We start from the raw sequence: 21,160 nt of genomic DNA, 5'->3' as shown, positions 1-21,160 counted from the left end.
TTATTAGTTGTAACTTTCTCATCCTACTTCCCCTCCACTTCTTTTAATTTTTCGTCCTCAATCATGTCGAAGAATGAATCCCATACGTGATAGATAAGGAATGTCGCCATTACTGTTAGCAGTCCAGCTAAGAAAATATTATCGAATATCCATATGGCTATTAGTGCTATGACAAACTCACTCATCAGAGTTGCTGTGTACCTCATTTAGTCGCCTCCATTTCAAATATTTCTTTGAAATTATCTTCTAAGAACTTTCGCATTTCAGAACCTACGAAACGATATTGATCATTATTGTTTATTGGATAATGTGCGAACTTTTCAATTTCTTTTCTGAATTTAGGTACTTTTAAAATATTATCTTTAACCCAATTTCTAGTACGACCCGTTTCATTCATTAAATCTTCCATGCTCCACCAAGTTTTTGTATACATTGGTTATTCACCTACCTTATTTCTCATTTTTGAGAAATTATTGTTAAAAAAATATTCATCCATACTAATTCTAAGAACAGAACAAATAGCACTTGCTTCTTCAATCGTAAAATCACTTTTATTTCTATTGATTTTCTGACTAAATCTAGAGGGCTTCATTCCTATCATCTTAGCTACTTCAGCATGCTTGATACCTTTTTTGGTTAAGTAAACCTTTAAATTAATATATCGGGTATCTTTCATTTCTTAACTCACCACCTTGTTTTTATTTCCCATTTATGAGATTACACATTGAATGATAAAGCATAAAAAAAGCCAAGTCAACAATTAAATTTCATTTTTGAGAAAAAAGTTTGTAAATTGTGTTGCATTTTTGGGAACAAACTTATATAATAAGTTTGTAAATAACAAACAAGGAGCAAATAAAAATGACAAACTTCCCAGAAAATTTAAGCAGATTAAGAAAATCATACGGCCTGACTCTTACGGAATTAGCGAATAGATTAAATAATAAGTATGATATCAAATTCTCAAAAGCTTCAATCGATAGATGGGAAAAAGGTACAACTAGTCCTTCGATGTCACATGCAAGTGCTCTAGCTGATTACTTTGAAGTAACATTAGATCAATTAAGCGGAAGAGATAAAATAGAAATAAAAAGACCGAACACTATGGCATCACATCTTGAGGGAGAACTAGATGAGGAAGACGTTGAATACATCTTAGGACTGATTGAGCGTCTTAAAAAAGAAAATAAAGGGGATTGATATTTTTGAATCGCTACGAAAATTTAATGAGCAATCATGATGATTTATTAATATTCGAAACTGATAAAATGCCAAATAGTCACAAAGGTTTTTATTCTGATGGCGTGGTATTAATTGATGATAGATTAAATCCGAGAAAAAAGACTGAAGTTTTAGCTGAGGAAATAGCTCATCATAAAATTACTTATGGTGATATTTTAGATGATAAATCTATATATAAAAGAAAATTTGAATTAAAAGCCCGTCGATGTGGTTATGAGTTATTGATTACATTAGACGGTATTATTTCTGCTTATAAAAATGGTGTACACAATCTATATGAACTTGCAAATTATTTTGAAGTTACAGAATCGTACGTAATTGAAACACTAAAACATTATAAAATGAAGTTTGGTTTATCCACCTATCATAAAGGTTGCGTTATTAAATTCGAACCTTTACAGGTGTTTGAATATATAAATTTTAATTAAGAAAGGAAGTTTTTTTATGGGAAGTGTTATTTTTGGGTTACTATGGTTTTTGATTTCAATTGCATTCATAACAATGTTTATTATCACCATTGTTAGAATTGCTAAAAAAGGAAAAATCGTCATTCCTTTAATTAGTTCAATAGTTTTATTTATAATAGGTTTAGTTTGTTTCATAGGTATATTTGTAGCTATACCAGAAAGTGATGACTATAGTGTTAGCGAAAATGATACAGAAACAACAGATAGTGTAGATGATGTTTCAGAAGATGAAAATGAAGATGAAAAAGTAGTAAATGAAAAGAAAACTCTAAAATTGGGTGAAACATTAACTGTAGGAAAAGTTGATGTAACTGTTGAGAAAGCTGAATTTGTTCAACCAGATGATGAATATTCTACTCCAGACAATGACAGTATTTTAAAAGTGTATTATAAGTTTAAAAATAATAGTGAAGATCAAGTTTTTGTTACTGATTCAGACTTTACATTAACTGTTGATGGAGAAACTCAGAATGAATTTTATTTAATGGATGACTTGAATAGTGGCTTTGATCATCAATTAAATAAAAATAACACTGGTAGTGGTTACCTTTATTATGATGTGCCGAATGCCGATGAATATAAAGTAGAAATGGACTTTATGCCATTTTTAACTACTTACAAAGCTGATTGGTCAATTGAAAAGTCTGATATTCAATAAATTCTAACCTCACATCTTGTGAGGTTTTATCAAATAAAAACGCCTAACTAAGTTAGACGTTGAAGGTTGATGATTTAAACGAAGACGAAATGCAAAAAGTATTAGAATATGTGAAATTCTTAAAATCACAACACAAATAGTTAATCGCACCACTTCGGTGGTGCTTAATATAAATATATATAAAAAGGAGAATGTGGAATGGAAGAAAATAAGCCAGAAGAGAATAAATTAGAGAAAAAAGACTGGCTGTTCGGATGTGGTGGATGTTTAGGAATTATATTCATTTTAGGATTAGTATTATTCTTATTCATGGGTTGCATGGCTGATATGACAGAAGAACAAAAGAAAGATGATAACAAACAATTAAGTGAACAAGAAAAAATTGAAGAAACAAATAAACGTTTAGAAGAAAAATCTAAGGAAACTGAAAAAGCACAAGAAAAAGAAGAAACAAAGAAAAAAGAGAAGAAAGAAAAGGATAACGAAAAAATTAAACATAACAAGCAAGATGGATTTGATGTGTATGAAAGAGATGGTGGAATGGCCTTCAGCGAAAATTCTTCTATAAAACATTTTTCTATGGAAATGAGTAACAGACTTAAAAAAGACCACAAAAAAATAGATAACGGCGCAATTTTTAAAGATGTTATGGAATTCGAAGATAAAAAAGGAAATGAAGAAAAAATTGTTGCAATAGTTACTTACGTTTCCAAAGAAACTATAGATGAGATTAATTTCGATAACTGGCCAAATAATCCGGAATCTTTATATGATGTATCAGATGGTGTTGTATTCCATTATTATATAAATGACAATAAAATTGCTAAAACAAGAAATCAAGATGAAATACCTCAACAATTTTACGATATGTTAGGTGAAGAAAAATAATTTTTATAAAGGAGAGTATCGAGTGAAGAAAGTATTATTTTTATTATTCGCAAGTTTATTAGTATTAGGGGCATGTGGACAAAAAGAAGAAAGTACATCTAAAGAAGAAACTACAAAAAAGACAGAAAGAAAAGATACGAAGAAAGAAACTAAAAAAGAAGATAAGGAAACTACTGAAAAATCAGAGCAGAAAACTGAAGAAGAATCAACAGAAGAAAATACGACAGAAGAGCCACAATCAGTTGAAGAAGAAACAGCAGAAGAACAAACACAAGAGCAACAACCTGTGCAAGAAGAAGTAAATACTTCAAATATTACTGATGAAGTACAGTTGCAAAACGTTTTAAACGGTAACTTTAGTGAAGAACAAAAGGTTCAAGCATATAACAGTGCAGTTTCTAACGGTGTAATACCACAAGGAACAGTATCAGAAGGTTCAGCACAAGCTGCATATGAAAGTTCTAAAGGAATCCAAAATGGTGAAACTAAAAAAGACCAAATGGCAGAGAGATACCAATCGTGGATAGATGCTGGTTTAATGACTGAAGAAGAAATGGAAGAAGAATTAGCAAAAATAGATTAATAAACCACCTCACCTAACACGTGAGGTTTTATTATAAGGAGGGGTAATTATGAAAAAGATACCAAAGCTAAAACAAAAGGTTCGAGTATTTAACAAATATGGTGAACAGATAGATCCAGCTACTTATCCTGTACCAGACCATATTAAGGAAGCAGTACAAGTTGTACTAAGAAAGGGTGGCGTGAAATGACTGTAAAAAAATACAAAAATGGGAACTGGGGATATTATTTCGGACACGAAGGTAAACGATACAGAAAACAAGGTTATAAAACTAAACGTGAAGCAGTAGAAGCTGAAACAAAGGCTAAGAATGATTTACTAGATGGTTTTCAATTTGACAATAACGTAACTTTGCACAATTATTTCAAAGAATGGGCTGAAACATACAAGGAACCAAATGTGAGTAAAAAAACGTATGTATCGTACACAACAATAATGAACCATTTAGAGAATGCTACTATTGGTAGAACACCTTTAAAAGATATTACCAAAGTGAAATATCAAAAATTTATAAATGAATTCGCTAAAACACATACAGATGAATCAGTTAGAAAATTGAATGGTAAAATAAGAAGTTCAATCGATGATGCTATATATGAAGGAATACTAAAAAAGAACTTCACATATAAAATAAAATATGTTGGTAAAAATCAATCACAACATGAAGATGATAAATTTATAACCTTGAAACAGTATTCAGATCTAAAGAAGGAATTGAAAACAAAATATACTGATTCGTCTTTAGTACTATTCATCATGGTTGCCACTGGTTGCAGAATTTCAGGTGCTATCAATCTGAAATATGATTATATAGATAGATTTAAAAGAACAATTTATATTAACGAACAGAAAACAACTACTTCACCTAGAACAGTCGAGGTATCTAAAGAAGATATGGACCATATATATAAAGTGTTGGAACATAGACCAGCTACAATGGACGGTTATGTATTCAGTAATGGTATAAGTACTAACGCAGTAAACAAGGCTTTAAAAGGATATTGTGAGCGATTAGGTATTAAGCAAATTACAACACATGCTATAAGACACACTCACTGCTCTTATTTGTTATCCAAAGACGTATCTATACATTATATTTCTAAGCGATTAGGTCATAAAAATATAAAAGTAACATTAGAAGTATATTCACACCTACTAGAAGAAAGTTTCGAAGAAGAGAATAAAAAGGCAGTAGAAGCCTTAAAAGCTTTATAATCTCGTTGGCGTACCGTTGGCGTAAAAGTTTAATTACCGAATATAACGAGGTATATCCATATATAAAGAAATCCCGTCATATCAACGTTTATAGACACGAGATACAACGGGAAATAGGCAAATTACGTCCTGAGAGGGATTCGAACCCCCGACCGACGGCTTAGAAGGCCGTTGCTCTATCCTACTGAGCTACCAGGACATTTATTAACTCATTTATTAACACAAGAATAATTATATCTAATTGCTGCAGTTTAATCAATACTTTTTAAAAAGAAAAAGGTTTATTAAATCGCTTTCGAGGTATTATTACACTCTTTTTGTGAAATTTTGATTTTTTTATTAATCTGTTAGTACGATATCATTTATTTTAACTGTATTTTCTTTATCTGCTCTGCAAATTGATTGATCTTCAAAGATTTCTACTATACTTGCATGTACAAGTCCATAAGCGCTTAATACGTATATATTTTCATTACGATGTACTTCATCTTCTTCACCTTTATTTATACAAAATTTTTCATTGTTTATAAGTGATGTTACACGCGTTCTTTCCATTTATACCCGCTCCCGATTTTGATTAATTGTAAATCTTTTAAATTTACTGTGAATTAATAGTCATATTATAAAACATTTATTTTACAAATGAAAGTTTATTCTTTAATTGTAATTAAAATGAGATATTCTCTTGAATATCTCATGTTTTATTTATAACTATTCATTTATACTTAATTTTTACAAATCATATTATATCTTTTTAAAGTATATTACAGAGCTAGTGATTGTTTTTCTAGTTCTTTATGATCTCTATTTAAGAATGATAAATTTACATTTTCTCTTTTTTCATCGAATTCTAAAATCGCATATGTTTCTTCCCAATCTCCTCTAGTTTGCGATATACTACCAGGATTAATACAATATACTCCATTTATAGATTCACATAATGCAACATGACTATGACCATAAAATGCAAATTGAGCACCTTCATTTGCTGCATGTGCACTTAAAACTTCTCTATTTGATTTAATATCATATCTGTGCCCGTGTGTATAGAAATATTTAATATTCTCTATTTCTCCACTATTTTCTATTGGAAATTGAGGGTCAAAGTCACAATTCCCTTTTACACGCTTGAATAAACTTAATTCACTGTCATCATAATTAAATTCAGAATCTCCTAAGTGTAAAAATAAATCTGCATCTTTATGATAGTCATATAATTCATGAAGTATACCTTGTTCTCCGTGATTATCACTAACAATTATCCATTTCATTGAAATCGCTCCCTTATATCTTCATTCATAAGTTTAATAGCATTTCCTCTATGGCTAATTGCACTTTTCTCAGCTGCAGTTAACTCTGCCATAGTTTTATCTAACGATGGCACAAAGAATATTGGATCATAACCAAATCCATTCTCTCCTCTTTGTTCATCTATTATTTCTCCTTGTACTTTTCCTACATAAGTTACTGTATCTTTTCCTGGTTCACTTACAGCAATAGCACATATAAATTCAGCATTTTTATTTTCTTTATCTTTTAAGTTAGATAATAATTTTTCAATATTAGCTTGGTCATCTTTAGGTTCACCAGCGTAACGTGCTGAGTATATACCTGGCTCACCGTATAAAGCTTCAACGGACAATCCACTATCATCTGCTATCACAATTTTATTTAATGCTTTAGAAGCTGTTTCTGATTTTAAGATAGCATTCTCTTCAAAAGTTGTACCTGTTTCTTCTACATCAAAATCTGGTGCAATTTCTGATATACCTATCACATTTGCTTTAGGAAATATCGCTTTAAAATCTTCAATTTTACCTTTATTATTTGATGCAATTATAATGTCTTTCATAGTAGTCTCCCCTTACAATGTTATTCTTTCTACTTCTACATTTTCTATATGTAACCATTCTGTTATCGTTCGTGTAATGTGCTCAACATCACCATTGGCAAAGAATTTGTGCTGTGGGTTTGGCGTATAATAAGAATGTTCATTGCTAAAAGTTAACAACGCACTTACTTCCCTTGCTGTTTCTAAACCAGATGATATAACAGACTTTTCACCATCAAAATATTGATTGATTTGATTATAAATTAATGGATAATGTGTACAACCTAGAATTACTGTATCTGAATCATCATATCTCCATTGTTTCAATGTCTGATGGATAACGATACTTGTAATCGTCGGGTCTTTATATCTCATCTGTTCAACTAATGGTACAAATCCAGGACAAGCAATGCCTTTCACCTCTACTTGAGGGTTTATAGTCTTAATACTTCTTCTGTATGCTTCAGATTTAATAGTACCTTCAGTACCTAATACAAGAACACGATTATTTTTTGTTGTCATTATAGCAGTTCTTGAACCAGGGTCTATTACACCTACAACTGGTATAGACAGTAATTCCTGTAAAGGTTTTAATGCTACAGCTGTAGCTGTATTACACGCTATAACTAACATTTTAATATCTTTTTTAACTAAAAAATTAGCAAGCTGTATAGTAAACTCTTTGACTTCTTCTCTCGACCTCGGACCATAAGGACATCTACCAATATCACCTAAATAATATATTGTTTCATTTGGTAATTGTCTCATAATTTCCTTAGCTACTGTCAAGCCTCCGACTCCTGAATCTATTACGCCTATTGGTTTGTTCATTGGTCTTCACTTCTCATTCTTTTTAACATGATATCTAAAGCTTCATTAAATTTGATTTTATCCTCGTCATTCATAACAGACAATAATTCTTCAGTATATCTTTGTCTTGCGTGAATCACTTCGTCAATTAAATGCTCGCCTTTTTCTAGTAATTTAACATGGAAAACTCTTTTATCTTCAACAGATTGAATCCTCATTGCTAACTCTTTCTTTTCTAATTTATCAATGATGTCTGTTGTCGTAGAATATGCTAAAAATAATTTTTTAGATAATTCACCTATAGTAAGATTTTCATTTTCATATAACCATTGCAATGTTATAAATTGTGGTGGTGAAATATCATAAAGTTTTAATTGTGTTCTCGCTGTATATTTTGTTCTTTCTACAATATGTCTTAGAGAATATTCAATCTGTTTCGTAATATCTTCCATAATCGATGGTACCTCTTTTCAACTTCTTACTTATACACTTTATAATAACATATCAAATAACTTGAAGTTAATGAAATGCGTTGATTAAGCCTTATTAGTATAGATAAACATCCTTATATTAAAGCATAAAAAGAGCCAGTAAAAATTCAAAAATACAAGAATTTTTACTGGCTTATATAAACTGGACAATGATGTCACAGCACTAATATATAATATTAATATACTTGGTGATCTGAACCAAAGAATGATTTAAACATTTGGAATGTTGCTTCTCTGTTCATTGAAGCAATTGATGTAGTTAATGGGATACCTTTCGGACAAGCATTCACACAGTTTTGTGAACTACCACATTCTTGAATACCACCGTCAGACATCAACGCTTTAATTCTTTCGTCTTTTGTCATACTACCTGTTGGATGTAAGTTGAAAAGACGTACTTGAGAAATAGCTTGTGCCCCCATAAAATTATTATTTACGTTTATGTTAGGACATACTTCTAAACAAACACCACATGTCATACATTTTGATAATTCATATGCTGTTTGTCGTTTTTTCTCAGGCATACGAGGTCCAGGACCTAAATCGTAAGTACCATCGATTGGAACCCAAGCTTGTACTTTTTTCAAGTTATCAAACATACGAGAACGATCTACTTGTAAATCACGAACTACTGGGAATGCTTTCATTGGCTCAAGCTTTATAGGTTGTTCCAATTGATCAATTATTGAAGAACATGATTGACGCGCTTTACCGTTAATAACCATGGAACATGCACCACATACTTCTTCAAGACAGTTCATATCCCATGTCACAGGTGTCGTTTTCTCACCTTTTGAGTTAACAGGATTTCTTTGGATTTCCATCAATGCTGCAATCACGTTCATGTTTGGTCTATATGGAATCACAAACTTTTCGTCATATGACTGTGATTTGTCATTTTCTTGACGAGTTATGATTAATGTAATTGTTTTGTCTTCTTGATTTTGTCCTTGTGCATTTTGTTCAACTGTTTGAGAGTCTGCCATTATCATTTACCTCCTTTAGATTTCTGTGAGTAATCTCGTTTACGAGGTTCAATGTGACTAATATCAACATCTTCATATGAAAATTCAGGTGCCTCTTCAGCTCCTCTGAATTGTGCTATTGTAGTTTTTAACCATTCTTCATCATTACGGTCAGGGAATTCTGGTTTGTAATGTGCACCACGAGATTCATTACGATTGTATGCACCAATTGTAATAACCCTAGCAAGCACTAACATGTTCCATAATTGACGCGTAAAGAATACAGCTTGGTTACTCCAAGTTGACGTATCTTCCATATCAATATCTTGATATCTTTCCATTAATTCTACTATTTTCTTATCTGTTTCTAACAGTTTGTCGTTATGACGTACAACTGTTACATTCGCCGTCATAATTTCGCCTAGCTCTTTGTGTAATTTATATGCGTTTTCAGTACCTTTTAGATTTAATAAGTGATCGAATTTTTCTTGTTCTTCGTCAATACGTTTTTGATATAATTCTTCATCTAACTCTGTATATGAAGTTTCGATATTTTTAACGTATTCCATTGCGTTAGGACCAGCTACCATACCGCCATAAATTGCAGATAATAACGAGTTAGCGCCTAATCTGTTACCACCATGCTGAGAAAAGTCACATTCTCCTGCAGCGAAAAGACCTTTAATATTGGTCATTTGATCAAAGTCTACCCATATGCCACCCATTGAATAGTGAACAGCTGGGAATATTTTCATTGGGACTTTACGAGGGTCGTCACCAGTGAATTTTTCATATATTTCAATTATACCACCAAGTTTAACATCTAACTCATGAGCATCTTTATGTGATAAATCTAGGTATACCATGTTTTCGCCATTAATACCTAATTTTTGGTTTACACATACATCAAATATTTCACGAGTTGCGATATCACGTGGTACTAAGTTACCATAGTCAGGATATTTTTCTTCTAAGAAATACCAAGGTTTACCGTCTTTATAAGTCCAAATACGGCCACCTTCACCACGAGCTGACTCACTCATTAATCTTAATTTATCATCGCCCGGAATTGCTGTAGGGTGAATTTGGATAAATTCACCATTCGCGTATTTAGCACCTTGTTGATAAACAACAGATGCAGCTGAACCAGTATTAATCATTGAGTTTGTTGACTTACCAAAGATAATACCAGGTCCACCTGTTGCCATAATAACAGCGTCTGAACCAAATGATTCTATTTTAGCAGTTTTTAAGTTTTGAGCTATAATACCGCGAGCTGCATCTTCGTCATCTTTAACAATGCCTAAAAACTCCCAGCCTTCGTATTTAGTTACTAAACCTTGTACTTCGAATCTTCTAACTTGTTCATCTAATGCATATAGTAATTGTTGTCCTGTAGTTGCACCAGCAAAAGCTGTTCTATGATATAATGTTCCACCAAATCTACGGAAGTCTAAAAGACCTTCAGGTGTACGGTTAAACATTACGCCCATTCTATCTAATAAGTGGATAATACTTGGTGCTGCTTCAGTCATTCTTTTAACCGGTGTTTGGTTAGCAAGGAAGTCCCCACCATATACAGTATCATCGAAGTGAATAGATGTAGAGTCACCTTCACCCTTAGTATTAACTGCACCATTAATACCACCTTGAGCACAAACAGAGTGTGAACGTTTAACTGGTACTAATGAGAACAAGTCAACATGTGCACCTTTTTCCGCAGCTTTAATTGTTGCCATTAAACCAGCTAAACCACCACCGACAACAATAATTTTGTTGTTTGCCATAAAAATTGTCACTCCCCTAAAAAGTATAAATCTTATACGAACGCGAATATAGCTCTTAAGCCAATAATACTAATAACGATAAATACGAATAATGTTACATAAGTCATATAGCGTTGTGACTTAGGCGATTGTGTGATCCCCCAAGTGATACAGAATGACCATAAACCATTTGAGAAATGGAATATAACACTTAATACGCCGATAACATATAACGTTACTGAAATAGGATTAGATAATATATCTGAAACCATATCAAAATCAATATGATGTCCTAATGCTGCCTGTATACGCGTTTGATAAACGTGTACAGCAATGAATATAAACGAGATAACACCTGTTATACGTTGGAATAAAAACATCCAGTTTCTAAATAATGATTGTCTGCCTACATTTTCTTTAGCTGTAAACGCTATGTATAATCCATATATAGCGTGGAATAATATAGGAATATAAATTATTACCACTTCTAAAACGATTTTGAATGGTAAATGCCACATAAAGTCTGAAGCTTTATTAAATGCCTCTGGACTAATAGTTGCAAAATGGTTAATTACCAAATGCTGAATCAAAAATATTCCTATAGGAATTACACCTAACATTGAATGGATACGACGTAAAATAAACTGATTTTCGCTTGACGCCAAAAGAAGTCCCCCCTAACTTTAATCTATAACTCGATTGTGTCTATATTTTCTTTTATAACTGAAAACGATTACATGTATATTAAAAAAAACACAATGAGCATTACATGTATATTGTAACATTATTACATAAGATTTTGGGTATGAGAATTATTCTCATACCCATATAATTGGATTTCCTATTGTAATATTACTCTTTACTATCAAGTTTTACTTTTAGGTTGTGGGCGACTTTCTGAGGCAATCCAATTTTCATAAATTCTTCTTCATTCGATTCTCTCATTTTTTTAATTGAACCAAAATGTTTTAATAAATTTTGTTTTCGTTTTGGTCCTATACCTTCTATTTCATCTAATACAGATTTTAAAGAAGTTTTTTGTCTTGTTGATCGATGGAATGTAATAGCAAATCTATGAACTTCATCTTGAATTCTTTGTAATAAATAAAAAGCTTGAGAATTTTTCTTTAGTGGTATAATTTCTGCTTGAGTACCATATAATAACTCAGAAGTTTGATGTTTATCATTTTTGCTAAGCCCTGCTATTGGAATATCTAAGCCTAGTTCATTTTCTAAAACTTCTCTTACTGAAGACATGTGTCCTTTACCACCATCGACTATAATTAAATCAGGAATTGGTAAACCTTCTTTTAATACTCTCGTATAACGTCTTCGAACTGCTTCTTGCATTGATTTATAATCATCGGGTCCATCAACTGTTTTAATTTTATACTTTCGATAATCTTTCTTGCTTGGTTTTCCATCTACGAAAGCAATCATAACAGAAACAGGATGAACACCTTGTATATTAGAATTATCAAAAGCTTCTATTCTAATAGGTGTTTGTATCCCCATTGAATCTCCTAAATCCTCAATAGCTTTAATTGTTCTAGATTCATCTTTAGCAATTAATTCGAATTTATTATTTAATGAAATATTAGCATTTTTAATTGCTAAATCTACCATTTCTTTCTTCTTACCTCTTTGTGGTTGAATAACTTTTGAATCAACAACAGACTCTACTGTTTTTTTGTCTAGATTTTTTGGAATGTGAATTTCTTTCGGTGTTAAATGTTGATTCAACGTATAAAATTGACCAATAAATGTATAGAATTCTTCTTCAGCAGTTTGAATAATTGGAATCATAGAAGCCTGTCTTTCAATTAGCTTACCTTGTCTAATGAAAAATACTTGGATACATATCCAACCTTTATCTACTGAATAACCGAAGATATCTCGCATTGTCATGTCAGCTGACATCATATTTTGTTTATAATTCAACATTTCAATATGCTTAATTAAATCTCTATATTCTTTTGCTTCTTCAAATTTTAATGCTTCACTTGCTGCATTCATTTTATCGTGTAGATCATTCACTATCGTTTTATCATCACCGTTTAAAAAGTCAGTAATTTCTTTAATCATTTGTTGATATTGAGCTTGTTCAACCGGATAAACACATGGACCTAGACATTGACCGATATGATAATAAAGACAAACTTTATTAGGCATTGTAACGCATTTTCTAAGTGGATATATTCTGTCTAATAACTTTTTAGTTTCTTGTGCTGCATATGCGTTTGGATAAGGGCCAAAATATTTACCTGAATTTTTCTTTACTGTGCGTGTTACGAGTAAACGTGGATGTTCTTCATTTGTTATTTTAATAAATGGATAACTCTTGTCATCTTTTAATAAAATATTATATCGTGGTTGATGCTTCTTAATTAAGTTTAATTCTAGTAATAAAGACTCTATTTCACTAGAAGTTACGATAAACTCGAAATCTCTTATTTCCCCGACTAAACGTGTTGTTTTTTCATCATGTGCTCCCGTAAAATAGCTTCTAACCCTATTTCTTAAACGTTTAGCTTTACCAACATATATTACTGAGTTGTGTCTATCTTTCATAATATAACAACCAGGTTCTGTAGGTATAACTTCTAGTTTTTGTTTAATTTTCTTTTGGTAGTCTTCCACAAAATTCACCTACCTTTATAACTTTTTAATATTATTATATCAATAAATTGTCTGCCTACCAAAACATACGTTCTATTTACAATGTAAAAAGAGTAGGATAAAAATCTAATTTTTTAAATAAGATTTCATAGTCCCACTCTAGCAATTCTAACTAGTATTGATAAAACGTTAATGGAACGCATTAGTAAGCCAGCCAGTCATCTATTACCAATATAACAAATCAGGCTGAGACATTGATTAATGTCCCAGCCTGATGATTGGATTTAAGATTAATAATGTTTAGCTAAAACTTGCTCTAGTTGTTCTTTAGGTTGGAAACCTACAACTTTATCAACAGGTTCGCCGTCTTTAAATACGATTAATGTAGGAATACTCATCACTTCATATTTAGCTGCTGTTTCTTGGTTTTCATCAACATCTAATTTAACTATATTTGCTTTACCTTCAACGTCTTTAGCTAAATCTTCTAATACTGGTGCAATCATTTTACAAGGTCCACACCAAGGTGCCCAGAAATCTACTAAATTAACGCCTTCTTTAATTTGTTCGTCAAAGTTTGAATCAGTTGCTTTTACTAATGCCATAGGAAATATCCTCCTTGATAATTAATGATATAGTAAGTATAGCACGGTTCATAGACCGATGCATGTTGTTTGCTCACACTGTATTGTACTTCATGATGTACTGTTAATCAATCACTTAAAATTAGGTGTTCTTTTTGAAATAAAAGCGTCAATTCCTTCTTGAGCATTTTCTGTTTCAATGATATCTACGAAATGTCTTTCCTCAATTTGATCACTTTCTAATGATATATCCAGATTAGACATTTGCTTAATTACTTTAATAGAATCTGATGATTTACTCGCTATGTTAAAGGCTAACTCTTTCGTTACATTATCTAATTCATTTTGTTCAACAATATCATTAAATAAATGTGATACATCTTCAGGCTTTATCATATCTCCAGTTAATGCGATTTGAAGAGCTTTATGTTGACCTATCATTGCGGATAGCCTTCTCACACCACCAAATCCAGGAAAAATACCTAAATTAACTTCTGGTAACCCTACTTTAGTGTCATTCGTTATAATTCTCATATCACATGCTAAAGCCAATTCTAAACCTCCGCCTAAGCATACGCCGTGAATAGAACTAATTACTGGTTTGTGACATGTTTTAATCAATCTAAATAGTTTTGCACTTGTCGAAGCTAAATTTAACCTTTCATGCTTGGATAGTTCAAGGAATGATTTGATATCTGCTCCAGCTGAAAAACATTTCTCATTCCCTTTAATTACTATTACTTTAACATCATTGCCAAATCCTATTTCTTCTATAGCTCCTATAATTTGATTTAAAACCGCTTCGTTCAAAACATTTACAGGACCATTATTAAGTTCAATAAACAAAACATTTTGTTCTATATTAGTTTTTATCATGACACTTCTCCTTATAAGAAAATTAAATAAGCGATACCTGCTATAAATGTTAAAGCAGAAATAACGATTAATACTTTAGCAAGCTTATACATATCAAAATTATCCAATATGTTTCCTCCTTATTTCAATGTCACTACAGTAACACCAAATCCACCTTCTGAAGGCATACCTGTCCTAAAGCTGTCGACTGAACGATGTCGTTTCAAATGTTCTGTCACACCTTTTTGTAACGCACCAGTACCTTTACCATGAATAATATTTACTGTACCATAATTTGATAAAACTGCTTGATCAAGATATTGGTCTAATTCTATCATAGCTTCTTCGTAACGATAACCACGTAAGTCTAAATCCATTTTTATAGTAGATCTATTGGTTCTTGGCACGACTTTTTGTGGTTGTTGTTTTTTCTTATCTAGTTTCTCTAAATCTTTAATTTCTATTTTCATTTTGAGAATACCCATCTGAACAATGGCTTCCTCATCACTAGCAATATCAATGACTTCACCTTTTTGTCCATACGATAATACTTTAACATCGTCACCTACTTCTATTTTATCATGACGTTCTTTCTGTACATTCTGTTTAATGGATTCTGCTGTATATTGGTTATCTAAACGTTTTTTGCGTTCAATTAATTCATGTTCTTTTACTTCAGCGCCAGATTTATCTCTCATATCTCGCAATTCTTGTAAAATATTTTCTGCTTCTCTAGTTTTTTGTTTCACTTCTTGATTTGCTTTATTGCGTGCCTCATCCATTAATTGAGTCTTGAATTTTTCAAAACGTTGTAACTCTTGAGATAGTGATTGATGTAGTTCTTGTGATTCTTGTTTTAATTTTTCCACTTCAATTCTATCGTTTTCCACTGTTTTAGCATTCTTTTCTAACGACTCAATCATGACATTAATTTCTTTCTCATCTTGACCAATTAGCGATTTAGCATGATTAATTAACTCATTTTTTAATCCTAGTTTTTTCGAAATTTCAAACGCATTAGATCTTCCCGGTATACCCATTAATAATTTATAAGTTGGTTTTAGAGTCTCTACATCAAATTCCACACTTGCATTCATCACTTTATCTCTATTGTAACTATAAGCTTTAAGTTCTGGATAATGTGTTGTAGCCATTATTAATGCATCTCTTTCAATTGTATAATCTAATATACTCATCGCTAATGCAGCACCCTCACTTGGATCAGTACCTGCCCCAAGCTCATCAAATAAGATTAATGAATCTTTATCTGCGTGCTCGATAATATTAACAATATTCTTCATATGTGATGAAAAAGTAGATAGAGATTGCTCTATAGATTGTTCGTCACCAATATCACAAAATACATTTTTAAATATTGTAATGATTGAACCGTCTAAAGTTGGAATTAATAAACCAGATTGCGCCATTAATGTGATCAAACCAACTGTTTTTAAAGTTACTGTCTTACCGCCTGTATTAGGACCAGTTATAATAACAGCATTTATATCTTCCTTAAATTCAATCGTATTGCTAACCACTTCATTTTCATTGATTAGTGGATGTCTTGCTTTAGGTAAATATATAGCTCTATCTTCAGAAAGAATAGGTTTTGTTGCTTTTATAGTCGTACCAAATTTGGCTTTAGCAGTTATAAAATCTAAATGACCCATTATTTCTGTGCTTGTTAGTAATTCATAAGATACACCGTTAACTAGTTCTGTAAGAATATATAGCAATCTATCTCTTTCTTCTTTTTCTTTCACTTTAACTTGTGCAATCTGATTATGCATTTCAACAATTGCACTAGGTTCTATATATAAAGTTTGGCCGGATGCAGATTGATCATGTACGATACCACTGAAATCTTGACGGTATTCAGCTTTAACAGGTAATACATGTCGATCATTTCTCACTGTAACAATCGAATCTGATAATTTCTTCTGATTCGATTGAGATCTTACCATTTGTTCCAATCTTGATTTAATACGATCGTTCGTTTTTTTAATTTGATATCTCAATTCCGCTAATTTAGGACTAGCCGTATCAAATAAGTCATGTTCATCACATTGTTCATTTATTTGATTTAACAATTCACTGAGCACTGGTAATCGAGAAACTTGTTCGTCTATTATTGGATACAGAATATCTTCATCTTCTTCTACAATGCTTGCATAAAATGTTTTAAATCTATTTTGAACTTGTATATTTCTTTTAATTTGATTAAGTTCTTCGACATTTAATAAACTTCCTATTTCAGACCTTCTTACAAGAGATTTAATATCTTGTAATCCTGAATATCCTGGCACCCTATGTTTATTATATATTTGTGTCATTTCATCCGTTTCATTTAAACTATGTTGAACAGATGCATAATCATCACTTGGTTTAAGCTCTTCAATTAAGCGTGTCGCAATGTCACTTGTAGCATGAGCTGACAATTTTTGAATAATTAAGGGATATTCAAGAACTTTTAATGTTTTTTCATTCATTTTATCTTCCCTCTTCTATTTGTACATTATTTATTAGAACGAATCCATTCTTTAAATGAATCACGATCTTTAGTATTTATAACTTGGTCTTTTTTGACCCATCCTTTTTGTGCAGTACCGACGCCATATTTCATAAAATCAAAGTGATCGATATGATGAGCGTCTGTATTAATAGTAATCATTAAATCAGGATGTTTTTTTAATACTTCTGCATTTAAATCCAATCTTTGTGGATTTGCATTTAATTCTAAAACAGTATTTGTTTTTTTAGCCATCTCAATAAGTTGTTCAATATTAACTTTATAACCATCTCTTCTACCTATAATACGGCCTGTAGGATGAGCTATATGTCTTACATATGGGTTCTCACATGCATTTCTTAACCTATTCATAATTTCTTCTTCAGTTTGATTAAAGCTTTGATGAATGGCAGCAATTACATAATCTAATTCTTTTAATACTTCGTTAGGATAATCTAAAGTACCATCTGGTTTAATGTCCATTTCTGTACCACTATAGATATCAATTTCTTTATATTTTTCGTTTAATTGTTTGATTTTTTCATTTTGTTCTAAAAGTCGATCTATAGATAATCCGTTAGCTACTGCAAGGCTTCTAGAATGATCAGTTATACATATGAATTGATAACCTTTCTCTATCGCAGCTTCTATCATCTCTTCTAATTTAAAGGCACCATCACTATAAGTTGTATGCATATGGATATCACCATTGATATCACTTAATTGAACAATATTACTAATATCTTTATCAAATTCTGTACCATCTTCACGCATAGTTGGAGGAACATACGGTACATTGAAGTGATCATAAATAGCTTTTTCATTATCATAAGTAATTATATTACCGTTACTTTCTTCAATACCATATTCACTTACTTTTTCATTTCTTTCTTTAGCCAATTGCCTAATTCTTATATTATGATCTTTTGAACCTGTAAAATGTTGCAAAGTATGGTAGAAAGCTTCAGGCTTAATCATTCTGAAGTCTACACCTATTACATCATCTTCAATTAATATATCTAATGAGACTTTAGTTTTACCTACAGCAATTTGTTCTTGTATGTCTGGGAATTGTAAAAGCGCTTGTTGAACATCCATCTCATTTTCAGTAGAAATAATATAGTCTAAATCTTTGCTCGTTTCTTTCATTCTTCTAAAACTACCCGCAACATGATATTCAATTATGCCGTCAATATCATCTAAAAAGCGATTAATCACTTCGTGTGCTTTAATCATTGTATTGATTGGATAACGTTCAGGTCTTTGTCCTAGAACTTTAGCTTCTTCTAGTAACTTCTGTTCCGTTTTTTTAGCAAAACCTGGTAAAGCTGAGACTTCATTATTTTCACAAGCTTTTATTAAATCTTCTTTATTTTTTATATTTAATTCTTTGTATAATTTTGCGACTTTTTTACTGCCGAGACCTGGAATTTTCAAAAGCGGAATCAAGCCTTCCGGTATTTCTTCTTTAAGTTCATCTAAATAACTTTGTTTACCTGTTTCTAAATATTCATTAATTACATCTCCAACACCTTTACCTATTCCTTTCAGTGTTGTGACATCGTCAATTTCTTGTATCGTTCTTTCATCAGTTTCTAAGGATTGACTAGCTTTTCTATATGCTGATACTTTAAAAGGATTCTCCCCTTTAATTTCCATATATACTGCAATTGTCTCAAGCATTTTCACTATATCTTTTTTCGTTAACATATCTATTCCTCCGTAAAAAAAGTCATAGGTTAGCCCATGACTTAGTTCAATATGATTCAATTAATTTGAAAGCCAATTTACTAACAAATCAGATAAGAATGGTGTTTTTGTTAATACAAGATTCCCTACAGAAGATTGGTGTAAAGCTTCTATAAACATAGGTATAGGTATCACTGCAACAGTAGCAAGTATTATAATCACGATAATATATGTTTCTATAAAACCAAGTACCATAGCAAAGTATTGCGCATACTTACCACCGAATTCCATTTGATGATAAAAATCAAATACAGTAGAAATTACTTGTAAAATTATTTTAGTCAAAACAAATAAAATGAGAATTGCCATAATATTATAAAATGCATCCTCATTATTAATATTTTTAAATATTGCATTAGTACCTTCAGTAGATGCACTTGGATAAGGAAGTAAAAGATGTAATTGCTTACTAAATGGCGCATAGCAAATTACTGCTACTACAAGTGCAGAAATTGTACTTATAGCATGTAAAGACTCTAATACCAAACTTCTTCTATAACCAATGATGACACCTAATATTAAACATATAATAACTAGTAATGTAATCATTCTAAATTTCCTTTATTTTTTAATTGTTTTATTTCTTCTTGGAGCTTTTCATTCTCTTCTTCCAATTTAACATACTCGTGCATCACATTTACAGCAGTGAGAACTGATTTACGTGTTGTATCCAACCCAGCATTTAATTGACCCAATGCTTTAATCTTCTCATCTACTCTACCAGCTACATAACGAATATGAGATGGATCGTCTTCTCCAATTATTGTATAATGTTGATCATTTATAACTACTGTTACTCTGTTTTTGTTTTCACTCATTATACTACCCCTGTTCAAATTATAAATGGATTATTCTATACTTAATCATAATATATTATACATGACATATGTTCATTTGTGTATGATAATCCACTAACTTCCCAATAGAATATTCGTTTTAACCAAAAAATTATGATAATCTTAACTAAGAAAATATATTAAAGGCAGGATATACATTGTGGGAAATATCGTTAAAGTAATAGACACGCAAACCATCAATCATTTAATTAATCAATATAACATGGAAACAACTGGTCTTCCTAATGGTACCATTGCACGAAAAAAAATTAAAAGTACTCAAGTACAAATTTATTGTTCTAAAAAAATTATGTTTCAAGGTAAAGATGCAGAACAAGTAGCTTCACAACTACTTGGAATTAAAATCGAATCATCTCAACCCCAAAAAACTAGTACATCTAATAAAGTTTATAATTTCGACAAGCATAATACTATAGGCAGCGATGAGGCAGGCAGTGGTGATTATTTTGGGCCATTAACAGTTTGTGCAGCTTATGTTTCTAAGAAAAATGCAGAAATTTTAAAAACTATAGGTGTTATGGATTCTAAATCACTGACTGATGCTAAAATTGTACAGTTAGCAGAGCAAATCATTGAAATTTGTCCTCATTCGCTCATAGTTCTTGATAATGATAACTATAATAAAAAGCAACTTGACGGTTGGAGTCAAGTAAAAATGAAAGCTGTATTACATAACCAAGCTATTACTAATGTTATATCACGTATAGATGAAAATGAATTAGAACAGATTGTCATTGACCAGTTTGTTCAAGCTAGTACATATGAACGCTATACAGCAAGCCCTATGCCTAGAAAAGATATTACATTTTTTGAAACAAAAGGTGAATCAAAATCAATTGCTATAGCTGCAGCAAGCATTATCGCTAGATATGCTTTCGTAAAACATATGGATAAAATCGCGAAAGATTTAAATATGATTATACCTAAAGGCGCTAGTAGTAAAGTCGATTTAGAAGCTGCTAAAATCGCTCAAAAATATGATATGCATCAACTCGATAAAATTTCGAAAAAACATTTTAAAAATAGAGAAAAAGTTTTAGATTTAATTAACCGTAAAAGGAGAAATTAATA

At 31.3% G+C, this 21,160-nt stretch carries 26 protein-coding genes and 1 tRNA gene; 8 read left to right on the top strand and 19 right to left on the bottom strand.

Annotated features, from left to right (window positions below):
- Positions 1-23 precede the first annotated feature (23 nt).
- The 3 genes from LQ688_RS11785 to LQ688_RS11775 are packed head-to-tail and all read right to left on the bottom strand — an operon-like array spanning position 24 to position 676.
- Entirely contained in the window at positions 24-206 is a 183-nt protein-coding gene (locus LQ688_RS11785) for a hypothetical protein (RefSeq protein ID WP_239752776.1), read from the bottom strand.
- A complete protein-coding gene (locus LQ688_RS11780; protein WP_135020785.1) occupies positions 203-433 on the bottom strand; it encodes a DUF771 domain-containing protein in 231 nt (76 codons plus the stop codon). Before LQ688_RS11780 ends, LQ688_RS11785 begins: the two co-directional genes overlap by 4 nt.
- Positions 434-436: 3 nt before the next feature.
- The gene (locus tag LQ688_RS11775) at positions 437-676 is read right to left on the bottom strand and encodes a helix-turn-helix domain-containing protein (protein ID WP_239734096.1); all 240 of its coding nucleotides are present in this window, start codon (positions 674-676) and stop codon (positions 437-439) included.
- A gap of 185 nt (positions 677-861) precedes the next feature.
- Between LQ688_RS11775 and LQ688_RS11770 the strand changes: the two genes are divergently transcribed.
- From LQ688_RS11770 to LQ688_RS11740, 7 genes are all read left to right on the top strand, one after another.
- Complete coding sequence (locus LQ688_RS11770; RefSeq protein ID WP_239703872.1) at positions 862-1,200, top strand: helix-turn-helix domain-containing protein; 339 nt, start codon at positions 862-864, stop codon at positions 1,198-1,200.
- A gap of 5 nt (positions 1,201-1,205) precedes the next feature.
- Positions 1,206-1,670, top strand: a complete 465-nt coding sequence (locus LQ688_RS11765; protein WP_239703873.1) for an ImmA/IrrE family metallo-endopeptidase — start codon at positions 1,206-1,208, stop codon at positions 1,668-1,670.
- Between the two features lie 16 nt (positions 1,671-1,686).
- Positions 1,687-2,367 carry a DUF4352 domain-containing protein gene (locus LQ688_RS11760; RefSeq protein WP_239752775.1) on the top strand — a complete coding sequence of 227 codons (681 nt, stop codon included), beginning with the start codon at positions 1,687-1,689 and terminating at the stop codon, positions 2,365-2,367.
- Between the two features lie 198 nt (positions 2,368-2,565).
- Positions 2,566-3,255: a hypothetical protein gene (locus LQ688_RS11755; protein ID WP_239752774.1), complete on the top strand. Its 690-nt coding sequence runs from the start codon at positions 2,566-2,568 to the stop codon at positions 3,253-3,255.
- Between the two features lie 22 nt (positions 3,256-3,277).
- The gene (locus tag LQ688_RS11750) at positions 3,278-3,838 is read left to right on the top strand and encodes a hypothetical protein (protein WP_239752773.1); all 561 of its coding nucleotides are present in this window, start codon (positions 3,278-3,280) and stop codon (positions 3,836-3,838) included.
- Between the two features lie 49 nt (positions 3,839-3,887).
- Positions 3,888-4,028, top strand: coding sequence for a hypothetical protein (locus LQ688_RS11745; protein WP_239703876.1), 141 nt, complete (start codon positions 3,888-3,890; stop codon positions 4,026-4,028).
- A complete protein-coding gene (locus LQ688_RS11740) occupies positions 4,025-5,053 on the top strand; it encodes a tyrosine-type recombinase/integrase (RefSeq protein ID WP_239752772.1) in 1,029 nt (342 codons plus the stop codon). The genes LQ688_RS11745 and LQ688_RS11740 overlap by 4 nt, the downstream gene beginning before the upstream one ends.
- A 125-nt stretch (positions 5,054-5,178) precedes the next feature.
- Here LQ688_RS11740 and LQ688_RS11735 read toward each other — a convergent pair.
- The 16 genes from LQ688_RS11735 to zapA all read right to left on the bottom strand — a co-directional run bounded on the left by LQ688_RS11735 (position 5,179) and on the right by zapA (position 20,050).
- Positions 5,179-5,252 (bottom strand) — tRNA-Arg (locus LQ688_RS11735).
- Positions 5,253-5,392: 140 nt separating this feature from the next.
- Positions 5,393-5,608: a hypothetical protein gene (locus LQ688_RS11730; protein WP_017000532.1), complete on the bottom strand. Its 216-nt coding sequence runs from the start codon at positions 5,606-5,608 to the stop codon at positions 5,393-5,395.
- 209 nt (positions 5,609-5,817) lie between these two features.
- Complete coding sequence (locus LQ688_RS11725) at positions 5,818-6,324, bottom strand: metallophosphoesterase family protein (protein WP_182093856.1); 507 nt, start codon at positions 6,322-6,324, stop codon at positions 5,818-5,820.
- The gene (locus LQ688_RS11720) at positions 6,321-6,905 is read right to left on the bottom strand and encodes an XTP/dITP diphosphatase (protein ID WP_017000530.1); all 585 of its coding nucleotides are present in this window, start codon (positions 6,903-6,905) and stop codon (positions 6,321-6,323) included. Before LQ688_RS11720 ends, LQ688_RS11725 begins: the two co-directional genes overlap by 4 nt.
- A 12-nt stretch (positions 6,906-6,917) precedes the next feature.
- Positions 6,918-7,715: a glutamate racemase gene (gene racE / locus LQ688_RS11715; protein ID WP_017000529.1), complete on the bottom strand. Its 798-nt coding sequence runs from the start codon at positions 7,713-7,715 to the stop codon at positions 6,918-6,920.
- Positions 7,712-8,146 carry a MarR family winged helix-turn-helix transcriptional regulator gene (locus LQ688_RS11710; RefSeq protein WP_017000528.1) on the bottom strand — a complete coding sequence of 145 codons (435 nt, stop codon included), beginning with the start codon at positions 8,144-8,146 and terminating at the stop codon, positions 7,712-7,714. Before LQ688_RS11710 ends, racE begins: the two co-directional genes overlap by 4 nt.
- A 215-nt stretch (positions 8,147-8,361) precedes the next feature.
- Complete coding sequence (gene sdhB, locus LQ688_RS11705) at positions 8,362-9,171, bottom strand: succinate dehydrogenase iron-sulfur subunit (protein ID WP_182093854.1); 810 nt, start codon at positions 9,169-9,171, stop codon at positions 8,362-8,364.
- Between the two features lie 2 nt (positions 9,172-9,173).
- On the bottom strand, positions 9,174-10,937 hold the full coding sequence (sdhA, locus tag LQ688_RS11700; RefSeq protein ID WP_017000526.1) for a succinate dehydrogenase flavoprotein subunit: 1,764 nt from the start codon (positions 10,935-10,937) through the stop codon (positions 9,174-9,176).
- A 32-nt stretch (positions 10,938-10,969) separates the two neighbouring features.
- Positions 10,970-11,581, bottom strand: a complete 612-nt coding sequence (locus tag LQ688_RS11695; RefSeq protein ID WP_017000525.1) for a succinate dehydrogenase cytochrome b558 subunit — start codon at positions 11,579-11,581, stop codon at positions 10,970-10,972.
- 187 nt (positions 11,582-11,768) lie between these two features.
- Positions 11,769-13,556 (bottom strand): excinuclease ABC subunit UvrC, encoded by a 1,788-nt coding sequence (gene uvrC, locus LQ688_RS11690; RefSeq protein WP_064204085.1) that lies wholly within the window; start codon positions 13,554-13,556, stop codon positions 11,769-11,771.
- Positions 13,557-13,825: 269 nt separating this feature from the next.
- Positions 13,826-14,140, bottom strand: a complete 315-nt coding sequence (gene trxA, locus LQ688_RS11685) for a thioredoxin (RefSeq protein WP_017000523.1) — start codon at positions 14,138-14,140, stop codon at positions 13,826-13,828.
- 111 nt (positions 14,141-14,251) lie between these two features.
- Positions 14,252-14,995, bottom strand: a complete 744-nt coding sequence (locus tag LQ688_RS11680; protein WP_135020769.1) for an enoyl-CoA hydratase/isomerase family protein — start codon at positions 14,993-14,995, stop codon at positions 14,252-14,254.
- Positions 14,996-15,114: 119 nt separating this feature from the next.
- Positions 15,115-17,463, bottom strand: a complete 2,349-nt coding sequence (locus LQ688_RS11675) for an endonuclease MutS2 (RefSeq protein WP_182093852.1) — start codon at positions 17,461-17,463, stop codon at positions 15,115-15,117.
- Positions 17,464-17,489: 26 nt separating this feature from the next.
- Positions 17,490-19,193 carry a DNA polymerase/3'-5' exonuclease PolX gene (gene polX, locus LQ688_RS11670; protein WP_064211131.1) on the bottom strand — a complete coding sequence of 568 codons (1,704 nt, stop codon included), beginning with the start codon at positions 19,191-19,193 and terminating at the stop codon, positions 17,490-17,492.
- Between the two features lie 60 nt (positions 19,194-19,253).
- Entirely contained in the window at positions 19,254-19,781 is a 528-nt protein-coding gene (locus LQ688_RS11665; RefSeq protein WP_064211130.1) for a CvpA family protein, read from the bottom strand.
- Positions 19,778-20,050 carry a cell division protein ZapA gene (zapA, locus tag LQ688_RS11660; RefSeq protein WP_017000517.1) on the bottom strand — a complete coding sequence of 91 codons (273 nt, stop codon included), beginning with the start codon at positions 20,048-20,050 and terminating at the stop codon, positions 19,778-19,780. The genes LQ688_RS11665 and zapA overlap by 4 nt, the downstream gene beginning before the upstream one ends.
- 178 nt (positions 20,051-20,228) lie before the next feature.
- Between zapA and rnhC the strand changes: the two genes are divergently transcribed.
- The gene (gene rnhC / locus LQ688_RS11655; RefSeq protein WP_182093851.1) at positions 20,229-21,158 is read left to right on the top strand and encodes a ribonuclease HIII; all 930 of its coding nucleotides are present in this window, start codon (positions 20,229-20,231) and stop codon (positions 21,156-21,158) included.
- Positions 21,159-21,160: the final 2 nt, after the last annotated feature.

The organism is Mammaliicoccus sp. J-M40 (assembly GCF_022386395.1).
Lineage (GTDB): Bacteria > Bacillota > Bacilli > Staphylococcales > Staphylococcaceae > Mammaliicoccus > Mammaliicoccus lentus.
Note: the sequence above shows the minus strand (reverse complement) of the source record. Positions and strands in the feature narration are given on the sequence as shown.